19 protein-coding genes are annotated in these 22,245 nt (G+C 42.5%); 13 read left to right on the top strand and 6 right to left on the bottom strand.

Annotated features, from left to right (window positions below; translation table 11 throughout):
- The first annotated feature begins 30 nt into the window (after positions 1-30).
- Together ACKWCA_RS13450 and ACKWCA_RS13445 are read left to right on the top strand one after the other, a co-directional pair.
- A complete protein-coding gene (locus tag ACKWCA_RS13450; protein ID WP_413978728.1) occupies positions 31-906 on the top strand; it encodes an alpha/beta hydrolase in 876 nt (291 codons plus the stop codon).
- The gene (locus ACKWCA_RS13445; protein ID WP_413978727.1) at positions 893-1,693 is read left to right on the top strand and encodes an alpha/beta hydrolase; all 801 of its coding nucleotides are present in this window, start codon (positions 893-895) and stop codon (positions 1,691-1,693) included. Before ACKWCA_RS13450 ends, ACKWCA_RS13445 begins: the two co-directional genes overlap by 14 nt.
- 5 nt (positions 1,694-1,698) lie before the next feature.
- On the opposite strand, the gene cysM is transcribed toward ACKWCA_RS13445, so the two are convergent.
- Together cysM and epsC are read right to left on the bottom strand one after the other, a co-directional pair.
- Positions 1,699-2,583, bottom strand: coding sequence for a cysteine synthase CysM (gene cysM, locus ACKWCA_RS13440; protein ID WP_413978726.1), 885 nt, complete (start codon positions 2,581-2,583; stop codon positions 1,699-1,701).
- A complete protein-coding gene (gene epsC / locus ACKWCA_RS13435) occupies positions 2,573-3,367 on the bottom strand; it encodes a serine O-acetyltransferase EpsC (RefSeq protein WP_413978725.1) in 795 nt (264 codons plus the stop codon). Before epsC ends, cysM begins: the two co-directional genes overlap by 11 nt.
- 137 nt (positions 3,368-3,504) lie before the next feature.
- On the opposite strand from epsC, the gene ACKWCA_RS13430 reads away from it, so the two are divergent.
- Genes ACKWCA_RS13430 through ACKWCA_RS13420 form a run of 3 tightly spaced genes read left to right on the top strand, consistent with a single transcriptional unit; the run spans position 3,505 to position 6,526 of the window.
- Entirely contained in the window at positions 3,505-4,191 is a 687-nt protein-coding gene (locus ACKWCA_RS13430; RefSeq protein ID WP_413978724.1) for a DUF2461 domain-containing protein, read from the top strand.
- 51 nt (positions 4,192-4,242) lie between these two features.
- Positions 4,243-5,382, top strand: a complete 1,140-nt coding sequence (locus ACKWCA_RS13425) for an ATP-grasp domain-containing protein (RefSeq protein WP_413978723.1) — start codon at positions 4,243-4,245, stop codon at positions 5,380-5,382.
- A gap of 22 nt (positions 5,383-5,404) precedes the next feature.
- Positions 5,405-6,526, top strand: a complete 1,122-nt coding sequence (locus tag ACKWCA_RS13420; RefSeq protein WP_413978722.1) for an ATP-grasp domain-containing protein — start codon at positions 5,405-5,407, stop codon at positions 6,524-6,526.
- A 33-nt stretch (positions 6,527-6,559) separates the two neighbouring features.
- Here ACKWCA_RS13420 and ACKWCA_RS13415 read toward each other — a convergent pair whose 3' ends face one another.
- The 3 genes from ACKWCA_RS13415 to ACKWCA_RS13405 are packed head-to-tail and all read right to left on the bottom strand — an operon-like array spanning position 6,560 to position 8,893.
- Positions 6,560-7,651 carry a KamA family radical SAM protein gene (locus ACKWCA_RS13415; protein ID WP_413978721.1) on the bottom strand — a complete coding sequence of 364 codons (1,092 nt, stop codon included), beginning with the start codon at positions 7,649-7,651 and terminating at the stop codon, positions 6,560-6,562.
- 54 nt (positions 7,652-7,705) lie between these two features.
- Positions 7,706-8,458, bottom strand: a complete 753-nt coding sequence (locus ACKWCA_RS13410; RefSeq protein WP_413978720.1) for a TauD/TfdA family dioxygenase — start codon at positions 8,456-8,458, stop codon at positions 7,706-7,708.
- Positions 8,459-8,485: 27 nt separating this feature from the next.
- Positions 8,486-8,893, bottom strand: coding sequence for a glyoxalase (locus tag ACKWCA_RS13405; RefSeq protein ID WP_413978719.1), 408 nt, complete (start codon positions 8,891-8,893; stop codon positions 8,486-8,488).
- Positions 8,894-9,113: 220 nt separating this feature from the next.
- Here ACKWCA_RS13405 and ACKWCA_RS13400 point away from each other — a divergent pair, with 220 nt between their 5' ends.
- Positions 9,114-10,010 (top strand): DUF72 domain-containing protein, encoded by an 897-nt coding sequence (locus tag ACKWCA_RS13400; RefSeq protein ID WP_413978718.1) that lies wholly within the window; start codon positions 9,114-9,116, stop codon positions 10,008-10,010.
- 40 nt (positions 10,011-10,050) lie between these two features.
- A complete protein-coding gene (locus ACKWCA_RS13395) occupies positions 10,051-10,446 on the top strand; it encodes an acyl-CoA thioesterase (RefSeq protein ID WP_413978717.1) in 396 nt (131 codons plus the stop codon).
- Position 10,447: 1 nt separating this feature from the next.
- Here the strand turns inward: ACKWCA_RS13395 and ACKWCA_RS13390 are convergent, their stop codons facing one another.
- Complete coding sequence (locus tag ACKWCA_RS13390; protein ID WP_413978716.1) at positions 10,448-11,728, bottom strand: dipeptidase; 1,281 nt, start codon at positions 11,726-11,728, stop codon at positions 10,448-10,450.
- A gap of 206 nt (positions 11,729-11,934) precedes the next feature.
- Between ACKWCA_RS13390 and ACKWCA_RS13385 the strand changes: the two genes are divergently transcribed.
- The 6 genes from ACKWCA_RS13385 to ACKWCA_RS13360 are packed head-to-tail and all read left to right on the top strand — an operon-like array spanning position 11,935 to position 22,238.
- A complete protein-coding gene (locus ACKWCA_RS13385) occupies positions 11,935-13,713 on the top strand; it encodes an ATP-binding protein (RefSeq protein ID WP_413978715.1) in 1,779 nt (592 codons plus the stop codon).
- Complete coding sequence (locus ACKWCA_RS13380; RefSeq protein WP_413978714.1) at positions 13,714-14,085, top strand: response regulator transcription factor; 372 nt, start codon at positions 13,714-13,716, stop codon at positions 14,083-14,085. It begins immediately after the preceding gene.
- 1 nt (position 14,086) lies between these two features.
- Positions 14,087-17,101 carry a HEAT repeat domain-containing protein gene (locus ACKWCA_RS13375; protein ID WP_413978713.1) on the top strand — a complete coding sequence of 1,005 codons (3,015 nt, stop codon included), beginning with the start codon at positions 14,087-14,089 and terminating at the stop codon, positions 17,099-17,101.
- Positions 17,094-18,524: a glycosyltransferase family 2 protein gene (locus ACKWCA_RS13370; RefSeq protein WP_413978712.1), complete on the top strand. Its 1,431-nt coding sequence runs from the start codon at positions 17,094-17,096 to the stop codon at positions 18,522-18,524. Before ACKWCA_RS13375 ends, ACKWCA_RS13370 begins: the two co-directional genes overlap by 8 nt.
- A gap of 10 nt (positions 18,525-18,534) precedes the next feature.
- Positions 18,535-20,883, top strand: a complete 2,349-nt coding sequence (locus ACKWCA_RS13365) for a sulfatase-like hydrolase/transferase (protein ID WP_413978711.1) — start codon at positions 18,535-18,537, stop codon at positions 20,881-20,883.
- Positions 20,883-22,238 (top strand): YaiO family outer membrane beta-barrel protein, encoded by a 1,356-nt coding sequence (locus ACKWCA_RS13360; RefSeq protein WP_413978710.1) that lies wholly within the window; start codon positions 20,883-20,885, stop codon positions 22,236-22,238. The genes ACKWCA_RS13365 and ACKWCA_RS13360 overlap by 1 nt, the downstream gene beginning before the upstream one ends.
- Positions 22,239-22,245: the final 7 nt, after the last annotated feature.

Here is a 22,245-nt window from a genome sequence, read left to right as displayed (position 1 = left end):
TTTTTGTACATTGTTTGAAAACCAAGCCATATGCCATATTGGGCGTACATTTGTTTACTGATTCTGGCGATTTATGTAGTCATTAGCGTTTTGCTTTTTTTTCTGCAGGACTATTTTATGTTCAAGCCTGAAAAACTACCGGAGAATTTTCATTTCCACTACGATAATCAAGAAATTGAAGAATATAATGTGGAAACAAGAGATGGAGCCGTCATCAATGGGTTGCGGTTTAAAACGCAAGAGCCCAAAGGCGTGGTCTTTTACCTAAAAGGAAATTCAAAAAGCATCAAAGGTTGGGGAAAATTCGCCGTGGACTTTACACGACATGGATACGATGTGGTCATGGTCGACTACAGGGGTTTTGGTAAAAGCACTGGAAAACGAACACAAAAAGCGGTCAAGCGCGACCTTCAGGTAATCTATAATAAAATCAAGGAAAATGTATCTGAAAAATATATCATCCTCTATGGGAGATCGTTGGGTTCAGGTTTCGCGACAAAACTTGCTTCGATGAACCACCCGAGAATGTTGATCCTCGATGCTCCTTATTATAGTCTAAGTAAAGTTGCCAAACGCTACTTGCCCTTTATGCCACTGTCAGTCTTGATCAAATTTCCAATGCCCACCTATAAGTGGTTGCAATACGTACAATGCCCCGTTCATATTATCCATGGCACAGACGATAAGTTGATTCCTTTTAAGACAAGCGTCAAACTCTCTAAAATACAGCCTAAACGCACCACTTTACATTCCATAATCGGTGGGGGGCATAAAAATTTGAACACCTTTGAATCATATCATAAGATATTGGAGGAAATCATGACGTCGAGGCCCAAAGAAGTCAATTTGAAGGGGTCGAGCATAGATGTACAACATGACTCAAAAAAAGCGAATGCGAAGGCTTAAGAAAATCGGTATCGTACTTGCGGTGCTTTATGTATTGGTAACACTCTCGGCTTACTACTTTCAAGAACACCTGATTTTCTTTCCGCAGAAAATGCCCTTGAACCATACCTATGATTTTTGTCAAAACTTCGAAGAGTTCAATTTAACGGCCAAAGATGGTGCCCAACTCAATGCGGTTCATATAAAGCGCGATAGTGCTAGGGGAGTAGTGCTTTATTTTCATGGGAATTCAGGTAACATCTCCCACTTGAACCATGTCGCCAATTTGCTGGATAGAAAAGGGTATGACGCTATTTTGGTAGATTACAGAACCTACGGGAAAAGTACCGGGGAGTTAAGTGAGCAAGGCATGAAAGAAGATGCCCAATTATTTTATGATTATGCGTTGACCCAATATAATGAAGAAGCGCTTATTCTTTATGGACGATCGTTCGGTACTGGAATCGCTTCAGGTTTGGCTGCGGACAATCGTCCCAAAAAGTTGGTACTTGAATCTCCTTTTTACAGCGCCGTTTCTTTAGGAAAACATAGATTTCCGATACTACCGGTAAGTTGGTTGTCCCAATTTAGGTTTCCGTCCAATGAATACTTGTTGAAAGTGAATTGTCCTATTTACATTTTCCATGGCACCGAAGATCGCGTGATTCCCTATGAATTTGCTGAGAAACTATATGCTGAAATTCCTGACTCCGCAGAGAAGCATTTCTATCGCATTGAGGGGGCAGGGCATAATTATCTACAAGACTTTGACGTCTTCAAAAAAGGAATGATCGAAGTTTTCGAATGAGGAATTTATTTAAATAGTCCTGAGGACAGGTAACGGTCCCCACGGTCGCAGACTATCGATACGATAGTGCCACTCTGTAAGGTGTTCGCAAGACGAAGTGCTGCTGTTGCTGCCCCTCCGCTGCTTACGCCGGAAAAAATCCCTTCTTCCTTAGCGAGCCTTCCGGCCATAAGTTCCGCTTCCTCTTGAGTGACCTCTAACACCTGATCTACTTTTGTAGCATCAAAGATCTTGGGTAGGTATTCTTCGGGCCATTTTCGAATTCCGGGTATTTTCGCTCCCTCCTTGGGTTGTACGCCCACAATTTGAATGTTCTTATCCTGTTCTTTTAGGTAAGTCGAGGTACCCATAATTGTTCCTGTTGTACCCATGGCCGATACAAAATGTGTGACCTGGCCTTCGGTATCCCTCCATATTTCAGGTCCTGTACTTTGGTAATGTGCCTGCCAGTTATCTTCATTGGCAAACTGGTTGATCATCACGAAGCCTTCGCTTTTCACTTTCTCCTCGGCATAATCGCGTGCACCTTCTATACCTCTGTCTGCTGGGGTAAGCGTAACTTTAGCTCCATAGGCCCTCATGGTCTGTACCCGTTCGACGGTCGAGTTTTCGGGCATGACCAATTCGATGTTTAACCCATAAATTCCGGCTATTAATGCCAAGGCGATTCCGGTATTTCCGCTGGTAGCCTCGATCAAATGTGAATCCTTGGTAAACGTACCGCGTTCCAAGCCACGCTTTATCATATTATAGGCCGCCCGATCTTTTACACTTCCACCAGGATTATGACCTTCCAGTTTAAAGAGCAGTCGTACATTGGGATTTGTATTTAAAACACGTGATTCTATGAGAGGTGTGTTGCCGATAAAATCTAGGATACTAGGAGACATGTGAAATGGGTTTGATTTTAATTTCGGGGGTGTGGAAAACGGTCGAATTCGGTGGTACGGATTTCGTCAACCATGCATTTCCGCCAATAATGGTATTTTCCCCGATTACGGTGTCACCGCCCAAAATGGTAGCATTGGCGTAAATAGTGACATTGTTTTCTATGGTGGGATGCCGTTTGGTCTTTTGAAGGTTTTTAGCAACAAAGAGACCTCCCAACGTGACCCCTTGATAAATTTTCACATGATTTTTAATGACGGCCGTTTCGCCAATCACTACACCTGTACCATGGTCAATATGAAATGAGTCTCTGATTTGTGCCCCAGGGTTGATATCGACCCCCGTTTGTCGGTGCGCGTATTCTGTCATCAATCGTGGTACCAAGGGAAATCCCTCTACATACAATTCATGTGCTAACCTATATATTGCGATGGCATAAAATCCGGGGTAGGCCATATACACTTCCTCTATGGAGAGGGAGGCCGGATCGCAATTGACAGTGGCTTCTGCATCACGGTTCAGTTTTTTCAAAATACCTGGAAGTTTGAGTACGTAGTTCTCCCAAAGTTTTTTACAAGGTTTTTCGGTATCCCAGCAGGCCAAGTCCACCAAGGTGTCAAACTCGGTTTCCAATTTGTTCAGATTGTCCTCCACTTCTGTTTCAATATCAAATAGGGTGTAGAAAAGCAGATTGGTAAAGACCTCTGTGCGTTCTTTCAACTGATATCTGAGATTGGGCTGCTTTTTGTGTTGGATGATTTGTTCGACAACGTTCTTTTTATCCATGAAAACCGTATTGAAACATCAAAAATACTTTTTTACCTAATAGTCTATAGATTTAAAAGGTTAAGTTTAGCTTAAAATGTAATCAGACCTCTAAAACCAAATTTTCAAGTATCTTAGGTGAACAAAAACTAGGTCGTATGTCAGCACCGGCAATTACAAAAGAAGTAATTCAATTTCTTGATCGCTTAAAGAAGAATAACAATAGGGAATGGTTTGCGGCCCATAAAAAGGAGTTTAAGTCAATTGAATCAGACGTTAAGCAGTTTTACGGTCAATTGATGGATGAACTCAATACGCATGATGAAATAGAGAAGCTAAAGATGTTTCGCATTTACCGTGATGTCCGATTTTCAAAGGATAAATCCCCCTACCAACATCATTTCGCCGGCTCTTTTTCCCGTTCGGGGGCTCGTCTTCGGGGCGGCTATTATTTGCGAATCAGACCTGGAGGGGAGAGTTTTATGGCCTGCGGTTTTTGGCAACCGGAAAAAGAGGACCTGTATCGTATTCGTAAAGAATTGGAATTGGATGCCGCGGAATTTAAGAGCGTGATCAACGAAAAAAAGTTCAAGAATGCCTGGGGTGAATTACAAGGAGAAGAACTGAAGACTGCCCCAAAAGGTTTTGACAGAGAACACGAAAACATTGATCTACTCCGTAAAAAAGGCTATATTTTTACACATGAGTTTTCGGATAAAGAGGTGGTATCTCCTAGTTTCTTTACTGAAGTAAGCGAGAGATTTCAAGTTATCCGGCCATTTTTTGATTTGATGAGCGACATTCTCACCACCAATTTAAACGGAGAATCACTGTTAGGGAAGTAAGGGTCGAAAATAGCCCGAAATGAAGCATGGATCACTTTCTGAGAAGGTTTAATGAAAAATGAAAACAACAGATGCGCCATCTTAATACCTGATGGTGAGTCACACTTCTTAAATTATGTAATCAATTGTTTGTCAACGATTCCTAGAGCGTTGGTTTACGTAATGACTTCAAAAAACGATGTGGCCATCAAGTTTTCCCGTTTTGTACACCACCTCACATTTTATGAAATAACATCTGATGAACATTGGATTTCATGTATTAATTCGGAAGTAGACCGGCACGATATCGACGTGATATTGCCCGTTTTTGAAACAGGTATACGAACACTTTCGGCATTAAGGCAAGACCTGACCCATCCAAATAAGTTGGGATTGTTACCGACAACACACTATTTTGACATTGCTATTAACAAGTGGTCACTGTCGAAGCATTTGACGCAACACCAAATACCACACCCATTGACTCTTCATGTCGTTTCTGGCACAGGTGACGAGATTCAAGGCGCTGAACAATTGACGTTTCCAGTGCTCCTAAAGCCACTTGAAGGTACTGGAGGAGGAGTGGGGATACGAAAATTCGGGGATTTAGGGTCTTTGAACTCCCATGTGAACAACTTGTCAGAGGAACGTGAATTCATTGTGCAAAACTGCTTTGACGGTATTGATTTTTGTAGCAATGTGCTATGCGAAAATGGAAGTATACTGGCTCATACGATTCAAAAACATATTGTGCACGGCACCAAGGATTTCGCGCCGCAGTTGGGGTTGCAATACATCGAGAACGAGGAAATCAATGCCATTACCGAACGTCTGATGAAGTCATTAAATTGGTCGGGAGTGGCCAACATCGATATGAGGTATGACAGCACTACCGGAATATACCACATCATTGAAGTGAACCCGAGGTTCTGGGGTTCGGTCGAGGGGTCTATGTTAGCAGGAATAAACTTCCCACAGCTCTATATCAATACTGTTTTAGGGCGTGAAATAGGACCTACGACCTATAGATACCAAGAATTCTTTAATTTAAAAGGAGTATTGGCCCGAATCAAAAAGCAACCGAGTTTCCTATTCCGATGGAGGTGGCTTTGGAATGAAACACCGGTAAAATTCGTTCTTTGGGATTTTAAATTCTATGCTGTTCGTATTTTTAGGAAGCTATTCTCAATACTGCGTAAAAAGTTTTTTTAATGGAACAGTCTAAAGCACATCATTGGTAAAAAAGAAAACCGCTATACTGATACCCGATGCCGAGAACTATCTTCTCATTCATGTCTTAAATTGTCTTGCGCAAATAGATACGGTCACTATTTATGCTATGACGGTAAAGCACAATTGGGCAACTTACTCACGTCATATCAAAAAAAACACTGTTTTTTCCGAGGCCAGTAATGGCCTTAAAAGAATTGAAAGTATCAATGCAGAACTCCTAAAACATGACATCGATATTATCATGCCCATTCATGATGCTTGTATCAAAGACTTGATCATATATCGAGAGCATCTTATAAATCATGAAAAAATCATTGTTTTGCCCTCTTACGATGTGTATAAAATCGTCACGAACAAAGGCAAGTTCAGTGCACATCTTGAGACGTATGGAATACCTGCTCCTAAAAGTGGGGTATTGAAAACGGAATCGTTACAAGAGTATAAAAGATTTGGGCTAAGTTTTCCATTCATTATCAAACCGGCATCAAATTCCCATGGGGGCCTCGGTGTGGTATTGATCGATTCTGAAATGGCCCTTCAAAGCTATAGGGACACCTATCGGGAATTTGACGAATTCGTAGTTCAAGAATATATTGAGGGAGATGATTGGGGTTGCAGTGTACTATGTGTAGCTGGTGAACTTAAAGCATACAGCTTACAGCGAACGACGATTCATGAAAAAAAACCATTTTCTCCGGCCATAGGGGTCGAGTTGGTCCATGATACGAGACCTCTTGAGATGGTAAAGCAATTACTTCGGTCACTCAGTTGGAATGGAGTCGCACATATTGATATGCGTTATAATCTTGCTACAAATAGTTTTGTTATCATTGAGATGAATGCTAGATATTGGGCTTCGATAGAGGCCAGTATGGTCGGGGGCATCAACTTTCCCTATTTGCACTTATTGGTTTCAATGGGTAAGGATTTTCCCTTACCGACCTACCGTTCAATTGAATATCTGAAACTGAAAGGAGTACTCTACAGATTGAAAAAGGACAGATGGTCAGTGTTCGATTTTAGGTTTTTGAGGTCGAATACGGAACTAGGAGCGGTATGTCGAGACGTTATGCCCAGTCTGTTCCGAATGTTTAGCTCGATAAAAAAACAATTAAAGGGCTAAACTACCAATTTTTAAATAGCGTTTTCAGAAGTGCTAAGACACCTCGGTCTTTGGCAAATAATCGTCGAACCAATAGGCCTTACTATTGGATGGGAAAACCAACAGTTCTTCATTTTCGGAACTATTGGCCCAATTGTGTTTCTTAAAGTAAATCTTGTTTCCGGTCTTGGCAATAACCTCTATTTTGCCGTCTGTATACGACATCACAAAACGGGCTGTTTTCGCCAAACCGGAATTTCTCGATCGCGCTTTTATAAAAATTGCATAGGCCTCTTCTACTGGTACGGCATAAGTAAAGTTTCCTGCGGTCGGCCTACAACTAAATACATAATAGGGCAATACCCCCGCAAACGATAAGTCTGAAAAAAGTTGGGTCATGGTTTCGACATTATCATTGACTCCCCTGATAATCGGCGTTTGATTCACTGTAATTACACCGCAAGTCTGGATCGCCTGAATGGCGTGTAAAGCCTCTGAGGTTATCTCCCTGGGATGATTGAAGTGCAACATAAAGTACACTTTTTTATGCAATGAGTAATCCGATAAATAGTCAAGGAGCACCTTATTTTCGGAAATCTTTAGAGGGTCAAAACCTATCATTTTTGTGCCGAACCGAATGATTTTGACGTGTTGAATGGTTTTTAATCTGTCAAGGATATCCATAATACGTCTATTGCTTAACATGAGTGGATCCCCGCCCGTCAGCAATACGTTGTCTATGCCCTTATGTTTCTGAATATAGGCTATGCCTGCGGATACATCTTTTTTGACTTCATCATTTTCATCTTTGAAAAGCCGCTTTCTAAAACAAAACCGGCAGTAGGCACCACACACTTCATTGCATAGGAGCAAGGCCGTGTTGGGATACTTGTGTTCTAGTCCCTCGACAGGTTGATACCGAATCTCGTCCGATGCATCAAGCGTACCCCAATTGATGAGTTCGTCGGCATCAGGAATGACCACTCGCCGTAGCGGATCATTGGGGTCTGTCCAATCGATTAGCGCATTGTAATAGCTATTGGTCCGAAATTTGAACTGCTCACTTACTTTTGAAAAGATCTGCTTTTCATTAGAATCCAGTTCCTTCATTTTATGAACATCGCTGATGTACTTGGTCTTTCCCATGCTAATGTAGCTTCATTGAATAGTTTTAGGAAACGATGGGGTCGTTCGATTCTCTTAGGTTAATAGAAATCGTAGCAATTTTCGAGTGCTATCATTATAACTTGCGCGAGCATGCACTACCTTGTGATTGTTCCATAGCAATAACCCTTTTTTTGGAATGCTCCATACCTGTTTGTTCTTCTCGAAGTAATCAAGAAACTTTTTAACGAACAATTGAAAATCCTGATTTTTTATACTTTTCAAGAAATCCCCTTTTTTTTCGGAATGGATATTCGCATTTACATCGCCATAGTAAAATAAATTATGACTAAATCGAAAGATATAGGATCCATTTGTACTTTGGGTCAATACCGGAAACGCCTTGTGTCGGATGGGTGCATGCTGTAAATCCGTATTTGCCTTGAAGTCAATTTGAATTGATGATAGCATTTCCAATTCACCCTGGCTAAGGTTCTTTATAAAACGTTCCGTGTGGCACGTATAAGTTTGTCCTCCCTCGCAATCTGATGGTTTTATGGCATAAAGCACTTGTATTTTTGGGGGAATATCGTAATACGGATACTCGGAATGCGGACCGATCTCGTTCATGCTTTTCGAATAACGAAACTCTTCATACCCCGCATTGTATTCCACAAGGTGTTCTTGCCCGGCTTCTTGAACGAACAGCTCGCCCAACTCTTTCAATAGTGGACGAACTTTTTCAAGATCGATGTTTTCGATCAGACAATGCCCCTTAGCCGCTAACTCCCTTAAAATGAAATCTTTTCCAAGCTTTCCGTTTTTTTTCAAATCCACTTCATGTTTCATTTCTGGTCAAACCGTTAGGTATCGCTTTTAAGCCACCACTGTTTTCTCAAAGTATTGTATCTGATCTTGAATTCTTTTGATGACCATAGCCATCATGCGCTTGTTCAAAGCAGATGAATGCGCAATGTACCGCTCATATTCCTCTACCGAGAAATGGCCGATTATCATTCCTTTGAGCGAATTCCTGAATTTCAAATCCTTTTGAATGGCATGTGTGATATATGCCATACGGTCTTCAAGGGGGAGTTCATAAAATCGATTTTTTCTTTTTACGATATAGTTTTGAAAAACATCGAGTAAAAGTTGGTTTTGAAGTTTGATGATGGGCCGGAGCGTTTGGTTTTGAAACCGTTCCTCAACACTCATCTCTTCAGTGACCTTCGCGGCAAGTAACTGGGGACGAATTTTCAAAAGACTGTGGGATCGTTCGTTCATAATCTTCTTTTTTATAAAGGTAGGAATTCCGTTTTGTGCGATTTTCGTCCTATTTTATAGTTTTTCACTAGTTTATGAACATAGAAATGGAAACTGCACTTACCATTCTGTAAGGCATCATGGTATTCGTTTTTGTGAGGTACTGGGTCAGGCTAAATTTCCCATGGACGCTTTAAGGGCATTTGAAGCTTTATCCGTATTTTTAGGCAAACATTGAGATATGAAATTCGGAAGAGTAGAACAACCCGAGAACATTGATTTTACGATCCCTAAAGACCATCCGGATACTCCAGTAGTACTTTCGAAAACAAAAAAGGATTCCCCTTTGAGCATCTATGTGGGCTGTGCTAAATGGAATCGTCAAGATTTGAAGAATTTCTATCCCAGAGGCACCAAAGACGAACTGGCGTATTATGCCACCCAGTTTAACTGTATTGAGCTCAACGCGACCTTTTATCGTATTTTTCCTGCGGAAACCTACCAAAAATGGTATGATAAGACCCCTGATGATTTCAAGTTCTTTCCGAAAATTGTTCAAAACGTAAGCCATCTCAGGCGACTGAATGATCAAGCCTATCCCGTTTTGGACGAATACCTCAATGTTACCTCAAATTTGAAGGATAAATTAGGGACTATTTTTCTTCAAATGCATAACAATTTCGGACCGAAGAACTGGGATAGGGTAGTGCGATTCGTGGAGTACTGGCCGAAGGAGTTTCAATTGGCCATGGAATTTCGTCATACGGATTGGTTCAATGACGAAAAGGTGGCTCAAGAACTATATCACTTATTACAAGAGAATAGTATTGCAAATACCCTTGTCGATACGGCAGGCAGACGTGATTTGATGCATATGAGGTTGACCAACAATGAAGCGTTTATTCGCTATGTGGGTGCAAACCATCCTACGGATTATGATCGTATCGAGGATTGGGTCTTGAAATTGGAAGATTGGATCGGAAAAGGCCTAAAAAACATTCATTTCTTCGTACATCAAAATATGGAATTGGAATCTCCTTTATTATCAGTCCGTTTTATTACCGAATTGAACAAAAAGCTTGGGTGTGATCTCAAAATTCCTAAAACGCTTCACGATTCTGGACCTTCCTTGTTTTAGTCTGTTTTTCTTCTCTAATTTTGTGGTTAAAACGTAGCGTATGAGATTCCACACACGAAAATGGGTCAAACCAGAAGATTTAAATGCGAACGAGACGCTATTCGGGGGCAAGGTGCTGGCCTGGGTCGATGAAGAAGCCGCATTGTACAGTATCATTCAATTGGAAAACAAACGGGTAGTGACCAAGTATATGTCGGAAATCAACTTTATGAGTACTGCCGTTCAGGGGGATATTGTTGAAATCGGTATTGAAGTCGTCAAGTTCGGGAAAACCTCATTGAACCTGAATTGTGAGGTTCGCAATAAAATGACCCATGAAACCATCGTCACGGTGGACAATATCATCATGGTCAATCTAGACGAAGACGGTAAACCCAGACCTCATGGCAAAACCAAAGTAGAATATGTAAAGGATCGGTTGGCGAAGGATAACTGATTTACATACTTGCTGCAACCGCCTGTACATCATCAAGGACACGTAAGAGATTGCCACCCCAAAGTTGTTCGATTTCCGCTTCGGTATAGCCTCGTTTGACCAATTCCAAGGTCACGTTAAATGTTTCCGAAGCGTCGGACCAACCTTCGATACCACCACCGCCATCAAAATCGGAGCTGATACCTACATGGTCTATTCCGATCAACTCGACCATATAATCAATGTGGTCTACAAAATCCGTAACAGCTACCGCTGGTGGTAGGTCGCTCATACGTTTGGTTTTTTCGCTGACAATACCTCTGACCTGCATGTATTGGGCGATATACGCATCCCGTTCTTCAGTAGGTAGCGCCATTACTTCTTTTCTCGAAATCGAAGCCATGCCCAAAGAGTCCATCACTAGTTTTTCAACTTCCTTAACTTTCTCATTACGAGCCTCGTACTTCTCTGTATTTAAATAAGATTTAAAAGCTACCGTTTGCACAACACCACCGTTTTCCTTGAGCATCTTCAGTTGCTCATCATCCAAATTTCTACTATGGTCACATAGTGCTCGGGCGGAAGAATGGGAAGCGATTATCGGAGCTTTAGAGAGGGCGATCATTTGATTAAAAGCTTCTTTAGAGGGATGAGAAACATCAATCATGATGCCAAGTCTATTCATCTCTTTTACAGCTTCTTTGCCCATCTCACTTAAACCATTATGTAACCATAAGCTATCGGCCTCGCCCGTGTTGGAATCGGAAAATTGACTGTGTCCGTTATGCGCTAAGGAGATGTATCGCGCTCCTAACTGGTGGTACTTTTCGAAATTGCTCATATCCTCGCCGATCGGATAGGCGTTTTCAACACCGATCATCGCGACCTTTTTGCCAGCGGCATCTATTCTTCGTACGTCATCTGAAGTCAAGGCAAGCTCGATTTTATCAGGGGCTATCTCTTCGCATAACTTGTGAATCGCATCGAATTTGGCCATTGCATTTGCCTCTGCCTTGGCATATCCATCCGCGGTCAAGGTGTCCTGACCCGTGTAAACGATCAACCAAGCCACGTCCAGACCTCCCTCTTCCATTTTCGGTAAATTGATTTGGGTATCCAGCCGCTGGGTGTAGTTGATGCTGTCAGTAAAATTCTTCACATTGATGTCATCATGGGTATCGATAGTGATGACTTTTTCATGAATTTTTCGTGCGCGTTCTTCGAGGCTCAACTCTGTTTTTTGCTGGGTCTCCCCACAACTTATGAACATTAAGGCACCCGCAAAAAGAGGAAGATATTTCATAGGACGATTTCTTTATACCTACAAATTAAGCCATTTGACAACACATATGGAAGCCTAGATAACATTTAATTGGTCACCCCATCATATTTGATGATTTTTACGCGTATCCATGTGCAGTTAAATGTGATGGGTAGAAGAAGCGAATAGAAAAAGAATTGTAGTCTTTATCCTTCGTTTTAATAATTAACCAAAAACGTCCTCCCAAATTGAAAGCGAAAGACCTACTTTCCCAACTATCCGCCATGGAGCAATCGCTCTCTGAATTTTCTTTCGAAGAATTGAACGCCAAAGAGGCGGCCCAACTCAAAAAAACCTTCGAAACGTTCAAAAAAAGGCTCGAATCCAGAATTTTTCATCCAACCGCCTTACCGGAAGATTCCGATGATCTTGCCGAAGAGATGCCCGTTGAGCAGAAGAAAGGCACGAAACCTCTTGATCCGACCATGTTGATAGCCCGGGTGAGTCATGAAATACGAACACCATTGAACGGTATTATCGGGTTCACCGATCTCTTGAAAGAAGATAGCGAATTGAATTCTGGGCAATTAGAACAAGTAAATGCCATTCAAAAAGCATCATTCTCCTTGATGGAAATCATTAACGAGCTATTGGAGTATTCAAAGCTCTCGTCGGGACTTGAAGCTGTTGAAATGGTTCATTTCAATTTCAGGAACCTTATCGGAGACGTTGCCTACCTATGTGAGACTTTGGTTTCCGTGAAGAACGTGAACATCAATGTGGCTATTGATGAAGCCATACCCTTGACACTTTTGGGAGATCCTTCTAAGCTCAGTCAAGTACTCTTAAATCTCATGGGTAACGCCATAAAGTTTGTAGAGAAAGGTAAAATAGATCTCAGTATTACAGCTGGTAGACCCCAGGAGGATAGGACGATTTTAACGTTCACCATTGCAGATACCGGAATCGGCATCTCCAAGGAAAATCTAGAACGAATTTTCGATTCCTTCCGACAGGCAGAGGTAAATACACACCTAAAATATGGCGGGTCAGGCTTGGGCCTGAGTATTGTAAAGCAAATCATAGAGCTCCTCGGGGGGCATATACAAGTGAGCAGCGAACTAGGCGTAGGAACCACCTTTGAATTCTCGATGCCCTTCAAATTAGGGGATGATGCGCAAATAACAGGCCCCAAAGAGGTTGACGCACAGGCCAATGATCAAAAGGATCTGGTAAAAGGCATGCCCATTCTTATATTCGAAGACAACCCATTAAATCAAAGGCTGATCGAGCAACGGCTCAATGCTTGGGGATGCAAGCCCTTTATCACTGATAATGCCCAATATGGACTTCATATACTGGCGAATCATAAAATAGATTTGGTCTTTATGGATCTAAAAATGCCGGGAATGAACGGTTTTGAGATAACCGAACTCATTCGAAGTTTCGAAAAGCCCGATGCCCGCCCCATTCCGATCGTGGCACTAAGTGCAGACTTCTCAAAACTTGATAAAGAAGCCTGCCTGAAAAGTGGTATGGATGGTTTCATTCTAAAACCGTATACACCCAATGAGCTGTTAGAGACACTTTTAACATATAAAAACGATGGGAATGTCACTTTTTCCATCGCATCACGATCGATAGCCCCAGAGGTTACCGAGCATGAAAACGGGAAGTTGGACCTCTCAGGACTTTGGGATGATTGTATGGGACAAAAAGAATTGATGCAAGAATTGGTACGCCTATACAAATCCAATGTATTGGAGTTTATCGGCAAGGTACGGATGCACCTGCATGAGGAAGATAGTGAATTGATTGCCTTTGCAGCCCATAAAATCAAGCCAGGTCTGAAAATGCTGAAGTCCAAGGGGCTGCTTGATATTGTCGAGCAGATTCAGAAATCCTGTGCTGCGGATGCTGATGTAAAGCACCTTAAATTCTTGTATGAAAGTTTTATCAATGCGTATCCTAAAGTGGAACATGCCATTGACGAGGCGCTGAATGAACTGATAAAATCTGAAGGATAGATGGAGAAGAAAAAATTATTGCTCGCGGAAGATGACGAACTTTTGGCCTCTCTATTAAATTTTAGGCTTCAAAAAGGAGGGTATGAGGTGATACTGAGTACTAACGGTCGTGAAGTAAAAGAATATTTGAATACGACTATTCCAGATATGATCATTAGCGATATCATGATGCCCTATTTCTCAGGAATAGAGCTCATCGATTACGTACGCAATGAAATGCAGTCCAAAGTACCCATCATCATCATATCATCCGCTGGTAATGAAGAAAATGTATTAACCGCCTTCGAATTGGGGGCAAATGATTTTTTGGCAAAACCTGTAAGCCCCTCCGAGCTAATGGTTCGGATTGAAAGGCAATTGAGGATAAGATAATTTGCATATACCGAGTCTGACATATAAAACCAATCTACTGATAACCGCCCCAAAAATCGATACCGATTTTTTGTGGGATTTGGCGACGCTATTCGTCATTCTGGCGGTCTTGTATTTGATCGGGGTGTTCTTTTATAACTACAAGATTTCGGCTACTGCAAAAAAGGTAGGTGACCGGAAACGTGAGTTGTCACCAATGGTCAGCGAGTTTCTGTTTTTGGAGGAAGATGCAACAAAGGACGAAAAGTCAAACTACATCGCATTGAAAATCGAGATTAGAGAGCTATTAAAGGACCCCTTCAATCGTCGCGTACTTTCGGAAATACTGCTCGACCTAAGGCGGGATGTTTCCGGAGAGGCACAGCAATCGCTTTTTGCGCTGTACCAGGATCTCGGACTTGACAAAGACGCCTTTTCCAAGCTGAAAAGTTGGCGCTGGCAGGTAATTTCCAAAGGAATTTTAGAACTGACACAAATGGAGGTTGCCGAATCATACAGCTTTGTGACCAAATTCATCAACGACAAGAGATCCACGATTCGAAAACAAGCTGAGATCGCTACCGTGACGTTACGCCACGAGGGCATCAATTACTTCTTAGATACTACACGTTACAAAATATCGGAATGGCAACAACTCAAACTGTTGGATGTACTGCGAAACCAAAAGGACTTTCGTCCGCCTAGATTTAAGTCATGGCTGACATCAAACAACAAATATGTGGTGCTATTTGCCTTGAGATTGATCAAGTTCTACAATCAAAATGATGCAGGAGACTCATTGATAGAGTTGGTCAAGCATAAGAACAACCAAATAAAGGAAGAGGCCATTGCCTGTATCAAGGAATTCAATATTACGGAGGCACTTGATACCTTAAAACTAGTGTTCTGGAATTGTTCGGTGGATATAAAGATTGCCATTCTTGGAGCGGTTGGTGAAATCGGGACTACCGGCGATTTGGAGTTTTTAGAGCTCATAGACAAAAAGGAACTGAACTTTTCGGTCAAGAGCAAAGCTATCAGCAGCATCAATGCCATAGCCCCTGAAACGATTATGCCTTCAAAAGGTATTCAAGATGCCTCACATTACGGTATTCCAAAAGACCTGAGCCAGAAGGCAGTGGAAAAATATGCGGAAAAGCATGAGGACATCTCCCATGACAAAGCGGATGTCTTGGAAAACAACCCGATCGAAGGTGAACTAGAGGAGGTTCAAGCAATTCACATTACACCTGAAGTCGATGTACCGCCAACGCCAGAAAGCGAAACGGAAGTAGCGCTAAAAGAGGAAAATAATGACGAAGAAATAGAAAATAAGATGGACTTATCGGATGAAATGGATGCAAAGACCGGGATGAACGTTCCCGATGTACTGCACATCGAAGTTAGGGCGGAAGAAGTGACGGGCTCTGGACAAAAAGAAACCCAACTAGAACCTACACCTATGGAATGGAGTGCAAACCATTTAGACTTCTTGCCTATTGTTACCGAAGAAACGGAAACAGCGTTACCTACTGCCTTTACAACAAGTAGCAATCAGACTTCGATTCCAACGAACGACTCGCTTTTCGAGATAAAGGTCGTTTACGAAGAGTGTTTGCCTGAGGCCCATACAGAATCTGAGGAAAGAGCTTCCTTTTATGATGAATTCGATATGGCCGAATTTGCGTTTTTGCCCATTGTAGTCGAAAATGAATTGGATCATCAAGAGGTACCTAGCGAGAAGATGGATACGGGTATGGAAAAAAACGAGATACGTTCCATTGAAGTACAGTATGATCATATAGTCTCCAATACGTCTGAAGAAATAACCGCTTTGGAAAGTGATAGTGAGGTCGTTAAAATACCATCAGCACCTATTAGGGTACCAGAAGATGGTACAGGGGTAAATCAAGAAATCGAGCTTCATGCTGATTACGGGCAGTATAGCAGTGACGAAATACGGAATATGGACATTGTCTTCGAACAGGTATCCGAAGTCTCCGGAAAAACGGACTTATGGGATATCGAAGTGGTCCATACCCATGAATTTTCGGAAAATAAGTCCAAACCGGTAGAAGAAGCTGATGACATTGAACTTCCTGTTGAGAACGAGCGGATGTTACAAGAAATCCTAGATGACTTATTTGTAACGAAAGACTTGTCTGTTGAGAACGAGACGGAGAACGAACACGAAAACGTGCAAGACGAAGAGCCCATGATGAATCCGGACTGGGATTTAGACGAGGACGAACTACATTTTATTCCGGTTTTCTTTGAAAAAAAGGAAAGTGAGGATCCATCCTTTATTCGAATAGAAACGAGCAATGAGACCCCAGCTGTAGAAGAAAGCAGTATTCCAAAGGCATCTATACCGAAGGCCATTTTCGGCGATATCGAGTTTGAGGCCAGTACGCGCCAATTATTGAATGACTTGGAAGAAATGGGTGACGAGCGCGAAATACCTTTTTTAAAGGAACTCTTGACCCATGAAAAGTATGACGCATTCAAGGATCGAATCAATGAATTGATCGATTTATTCAATCATAGTAAGGACAAGGCGGAAGAACAGGTAGACCATCCGCTACAACCTTTTAGTGTATTTCAAGATTTGTTCAGAACCTGTGATACCGAAGCAAAGCTAATTCTTCTCAATGAGGTGGTCGCAGTGGGCGATGAAAAGGAAATTCACTTTTTGGAAGCCTTGACTCAAGATGAATCCCCCGAAATCCGAAAAAAGGCACTTTCCGTATTGAAAAAGCTCAAAAAGAAATTGAATTGGAAAGATCAAAAGACCAGTCCAACGCGGCCAACGGATGAGGTGTCTGAAGGACATATGAATCTTTCCGAGATGCCGGAAGTTGAGGATAAAGCACAAGATAGCGACCCTAATGACATCTTCGATTTGAACTTCGATTTCCCTAAGCCCTCCACTGAGGATGATAGCGAAAAAAAAAAAGATGATGAAATCGAGCAAGGTTCCTTTCTGGGGCAGATATGCCAATTATCTACTAAAATCATGGAGAAGTTAAATGGATAGTACGGTTTGGAGTATCATACTGGAATACATAAACATGGTCTTTTTCATGTTTACGGTGGTGCTGTTCACCATGTTCAGCGTCATGGGGTACCTCTCCACCCGTAATTCCATCCATTATCGACATAAAAATAGTTTCAATGATCTTTCAAAGGTGATGGCATCACCCTTGGCACCTAGTATAACCATTATCGCCCCAGCTTATAATGAGGGGTTGACCATTGTCGACAACATTCGGTCCTTGCTATCATTACGCTACGTGAACTATGAAGTGATGGTGGTCAATGACGGCAGTAAAGATGATACTTTGCAGAAGATGATCGATGCCTATGACCTTAAGAAAATCGAACGGGAAATCGATCCCAATTGGAAGTCGAAACCCATTCGCGGTATTTACAAAAGTAAACACCGTTCTTTTTCCAAATTGACGGTTATCGACAAGGAGAACGGCGGAAAGTCGGATGCCCTGAACACGGGCATGTTTCTATCGGAGAATAGGTATGTGGGCTGTATCGATGTGGATTGTCTGTTACTGCCTGACGCACTATTGCATGTGGTCAAGTCATTCTATAGGCGCTCGGAGAAACGGGTCATTGCCGTTGGTGGAGTGATTCGGGTGGCCAATTCCTGTATTATCGAAGGAGGTAAACTAGAGGAAATACGCTTGCCTAAAAACTGGTTGGCCCGTTTTCAGCTTTTGGAATATACCCGTTCCTTTATTTTAGGAAGGATGGCATGGGGCCGTATCGATAGTTTGCTCATCATTTCAGGGGCTTTTGGTTTCTTTGACCGCGAGATTGCCCTTGCCGTAGGCGGCTATGATACCAATACGGTCGGTGAGGACATGGAAATCGTATTCCGAATGCGCCGGTACATGCATGACCGTCGTGAACCGTATACCATTGAATATATTCCTGATCCCTTATGTTGGACCGAAGTACCCGAAGACCTTAAAATACTTGTCAATCAACGTGACCGTTGGGCCCGTGGAAACCTGGAGACCCTGAACACCCATAAAGACATGTTCTTCAATTCCAAATACGGCCGTCTAGGACTATTGAGCTATCCCTATTGGTTTTTCTACGAATGGTTGGCACCGCTTTTGGAGTTTTTCGGCTTCTTTACCATCATCCTTTTCGGTTACTTGGGCATATTAAATTGGGAGTTTTTCGTCGCGATCACTGCGACGGTATACCTGTACTCGATCATGTTTTCGTTTTATGCCATTCTGTGGGATGTATACTCGTACAATGAATATAAAAAAGTCAAGGATATCCTGATATTGATGCTTTGTGCCATTATCGAGCCTTTCACTTTTCATCCGATAGTGGTATGGGCTGCCATCCGAGGCAACTATAAGAAACTATTTAAAATAAAATCTGGCTGGGGTTCCCAGGTCCGAAAAGGATTCGCGAAAGCCACCTAACCAAAGACACATGAATACGAGTAAACTCGATAGATATACCTTAAAGCAATATACCAGATTGATCATCTCCTTCTTTGGTTGTCTCATTGTGCTATCTACGTACCAGTATACAACACTCTATTTTAAGGGAGTGGTCGATATCATTTTCGGAGGCAGTTTCTTCATCGCCCTTTTTCATCAGTTGGGCTTCGCCTCCCTTGTCGGGGTCATCCTCGTTTTTCCTTTTAATTTTTGGGAAAAGTTCAGACCTACCTGGGGGTTCAACCTCATTTTTGGCGTGCTGATCCTTTTGTTGATCATCGAGGCCATGCTAATCAGTTACTATTGTACTGCCTTGGTTCCTTTGGGTTCCGATTTACTGGGGTATAGCTTTGCCGATATCAAAACTACCATATCGAATTCGGGTGGAATGTCGGTCTCGCTCGTCATCGGTGTTCTCGTCATTGCCGGAATGTTCTTCGGTCTCTACAAGGTCACTTCGAAGTACTATCACTTCATCAGTAAGATGTATCCCTTTACCATCATTCTTTTCAGTCTCTTTATTATGACCCTTTTTATCGATGGAAAGCCCATTAATCAGAACAAAAGCCAATATCTGGCCATCAACCTTTATAGCTCATCAACGGAAGATACGTCGTATAATTCCGATGTGGAATACCCTTTGATCAAACGTCCACAAATAGAAAATGTACTGGGCGATTATTTCGAGCTTCAGGAGGAGAAACCCAATATCGTATTTATTATGGTCGAAGGTCTGGGACGTGACTTTGTTGGAGAGGGTGCCGAGTTCGGTGGTTTTACCCCCTTCTTGGATGATCTGACCACCAAATCGCTCTACTGGGAAAACTGCCTTAGCAACACCGGAAGAACCTTCGGGGTAATCCCTTCCTTATTGGGATCCTTGCCCTTTGGAAAAAGTGGATTTATGGAACTTGAAAAATACCCGAACAAGTTGACCCTCTTCAGTATTCTAAAGAACAACGGGTACCACACCTCCTTCTATCAGGGTACGAACAGTTCATTCGACAATGTCGATCGCTTTTTGAAAAGTGAAAATGTTGATTTTGTACTGGACAAATCGGGTTTTGGGAATAAATATAAGATGCAGGCGGAAGATGCCGCCGGTTCCTCGTGGGGATATCCGGACAAGGAACTCTTTAAAAAGAGCATGAGTCTTCCTAGGGAAGAAGAACAGCCTCGCATGGAAGTGTATATGACGATCAGCACGCACGAACCCTTTATTCCGCCCCAACGGGAAGCCTATGAGAAAAAGGTAAAGCAAATTTTATCCAAGAGCGATCACCAAGGCAAGACGAAGAACGTCATTGAAAAGAACGACAATGTATTTGCGACCCTGTTGTATACCGATGATGCCTTAAAAGAGGTATTCGAGGCCTATAAAAAACAGCCCAACTATGACAATACCATATTCATCGTCACTGGAGATCACCGCTTGATACCGATTCCGCAACGAAACAGCATCAGCCGTTTTCATGTGCCATTGATCGTCTACAGCCCCATGCTCAAGAAAACGAAAAAGATCAGCGCAGTTTCTTCGCACTTTGACGTGGTACCCACATTATTGTCATTGCTAAATGCGAATTACGAACTGCAAATGCCCAAACGCGTGGCGTGGATGGGACGATCTCTGGACATGCAATCGGAGTTCAGATGCGTCAAGGATATTCCACTAATGCGGAATAAAAATGAACTTAAAGAATATATCAGCGGAGAAACCGTTTATTCCGATGGATCGGTCTATAGTTTAGATGAAGACATGAATTTAAGCGCCTCCTTTGGGGGGTCTAAAGCGGAGAAAAAGCTGACCTCATTTAAAGCCATGAATGCGTACGTCACAACAAACGACAAAATCATACCGGATAGTCTCGCCATCTTTTCCAAGCAGCAAGAGGAGGCCTTCAGTGAAGCTGATATCGTGTGGTTGAACAGTGTGTATAGTGTACAAAATTCCGACAAGGGCTATTTCATCGCTAGAGATCTGGCTTTTGACAAAGAATATGATCGGTCTTTATTGCTGTGCCGATACATTTTATCGGAGGTACCCAGTCATATCGATACCAAAATTTTAACCGGTCGTATCAATGTGTGGAGGGGTAACTATGCCAAATCAATTGAAATACTTAAGGAATGTATCAAGATGAACCCCAACTATATCGATTCCTATTCGGCTTTGTTCGATGTGTACTATTGGTCGGAACAAACGGAGGAAGCTTTGAAGTTGATACAGCAAGCGGAAGAGAACAGCTCAAGTGTACATGAGATCAAGGATAAAATAGAACGGGCCAAAGCGCAGCATCACAAAAAGCGGCAGACGGCATCAACCCATTTTCAAGATTAATGCATCATAAATACCTATATCGTATCATCATCGTTCTTTTATGGAGCGTCACTACTTGGGGGCAGGATCTGGCTTACAATGAAAAGCCCACGTCGTATGCCAGTGCGCATAACCTGGCGTATGAAGGCAAGTATGGTCAAGCGCGAAAAATGGCCTTACAAGTATTGGAAAAAGATCCGGCCGATGTGAAGGCGAGTGCCTTAGTGGCGCGGACCTATAGTTGGTCCGGTGATTACGAAAAGGCCCGTAGGGAGTTCAACCGACTCACGTCAGGTGAAAAGAACAATCGGGATCTTTGGATTTTGGCCATAAAGAACGAGCTCTATGCCAAGAACAATGCCACGGCGCTCGGTTTGACCCATAAGGCCTTACAGTATATTCAGAATGACCCCGAACTCATGCGCCTACGGGAAATGGCCCATAAGCGTCTTGAACAGACCGAATATCCTGAAAAGAGTTGGGTCGATAATGAAAGTACGGTGAAGCGAAAAAGTAATGCAAAGGCGTCCAAGAAGAAGAAAAAAGAGCAGGTAACCGCCAAACCATCAAAAGAGAAGGAAGAGACCCCCAAAAAGGAAAAAGAGGAATCTCCGGAAAAAGAAGAAAAAGCGGAGAAGAAGGTTTTGAATAATAGGATTGCCGTACGAAACTCCTTCACCGTCTTCGACCGGCGTAATGATCCCATGGTTTTCTCAACGATAGAGTTTAAAAGACAAACCTTGGCCGGTAGCCTTTTACCAAGAATCAACTATAGTAATAGAAATGGGGAGCACGGGGTGCAATACGATATCGATTTTTATCCGAAATTCTCCAAACGCTTTTATGCCTATCTGAATTACGGCTATTCCAACGCCTCCATTTACCCGAACCATAAGGTTGGGGGAGACCTGTATGTCAACCTTCCGGGCGCCATGGAGTTTTCCGCTGGCGGACGTTACATCAGCTTGGATACCCGTGATATTACTATGATCACCAATTCAATAGGGCACTACCGGGGCAATTATTACTTTTCCCTGCGATCGAATCTGGTGCCGCGCGAAGATCAACCTACACAATTCTCTGGGAACCTATTGGTCCGTAAGTATTTAAGGGATGCCTTCAACTTTTTTAGTCTGAATGTCGGTATGGGGTATTCCCCTGAAATACGTCAACTTCTATCCGGCGACGAACTATTGGCGGAAACCCTTTTGTATATCGAATCACAGCGGATGAGCTTTCAGTATCAGTTCACTTCCAAGAAGAGTCCGAATATTTATAGCGCTAGTTTAGGGGTCTCACGTCAAGAACTGTCGTTCGAATCAGGTAGCTTCATGTGGTCCGTATCGGCCGGATTGGCGTATCAAGTCAAATTTTAACTCCGTT

Origin of the sequence: Maribacter corallii, assembly GCF_047345415.1 — a bacterium.
In the GTDB taxonomy this organism is placed as follows: Bacteria; Bacteroidota; Bacteroidia; order Flavobacteriales; family Flavobacteriaceae; genus Maribacter_C.
Note: the sequence above shows the minus strand (reverse complement) of the source record. Positions and strands in the feature narration are given on the sequence as shown.

Coding starts and splice junctions, on each gene's coding strand:
- ACKWCA_RS13360 (WP_413978710.1), top strand. CDS start 20,883: ATGCATCATAAATACCTATATCGTATCATCATCGTTCTTTTATGGAGC.
- ACKWCA_RS13390 (WP_413978716.1), bottom strand. CDS start 11,728: ATGAAATATCTTCCTCTTTTTGCGGGTGCCTTAATGTTCATAAGTTGT.
- ACKWCA_RS13370 (WP_413978712.1), top strand. CDS start 17,094: ATGGATAGTACGGTTTGGAGTATCATACTGGAATACATAAACATGGTC.
- ACKWCA_RS13380 (WP_413978714.1), top strand. CDS start 13,714: ATGGAGAAGAAAAAATTATTGCTCGCGGAAGATGACGAACTTTTGGCC.
- ACKWCA_RS13425 (WP_413978723.1), top strand. CDS start 4,243: ATGAAAAATGAAAACAACAGATGCGCCATCTTAATACCTGATGGTGAG.
- ACKWCA_RS13450 (WP_413978728.1), top strand. CDS start 31: ATGCCATATTGGGCGTACATTTGTTTACTGATTCTGGCGATTTATGTA.
- ACKWCA_RS13410 (WP_413978720.1), bottom strand. CDS start 8,458: ATGAAACATGAAGTGGATTTGAAAAAAAACGGAAAGCTTGGAAAAGAT.
- ACKWCA_RS13415 (WP_413978721.1), bottom strand. CDS start 7,651: ATGGGAAAGACCAAGTACATCAGCGATGTTCATAAAATGAAGGAACTG.
- ACKWCA_RS13400 (WP_413978718.1), top strand. CDS start 9,114: ATGAAATTCGGAAGAGTAGAACAACCCGAGAACATTGATTTTACGATC.
- epsC (WP_413978725.1), bottom strand. CDS start 3,367: ATGGATAAAAAGAACGTTGTCGAACAAATCATCCAACACAAAAAGCAG.
- ACKWCA_RS13365 (WP_413978711.1), top strand. CDS start 18,535: ATGAATACGAGTAAACTCGATAGATATACCTTAAAGCAATATACCAGA.
- ACKWCA_RS13395 (WP_413978717.1), top strand. CDS start 10,051: ATGAGATTCCACACACGAAAATGGGTCAAACCAGAAGATTTAAATGCG.
- ACKWCA_RS13405 (WP_413978719.1), bottom strand. CDS start 8,893: ATGAACGAACGATCCCACAGTCTTTTGAAAATTCGTCCCCAGTTACTT.
- ACKWCA_RS13430 (WP_413978724.1), top strand. CDS start 3,505: ATGTCAGCACCGGCAATTACAAAAGAAGTAATTCAATTTCTTGATCGC.
- ACKWCA_RS13445 (WP_413978727.1), top strand. CDS start 893: ATGCGAAGGCTTAAGAAAATCGGTATCGTACTTGCGGTGCTTTATGTA.
- cysM (WP_413978726.1), bottom strand. CDS start 2,583: ATGTCTCCTAGTATCCTAGATTTTATCGGCAACACACCTCTCATAGAA.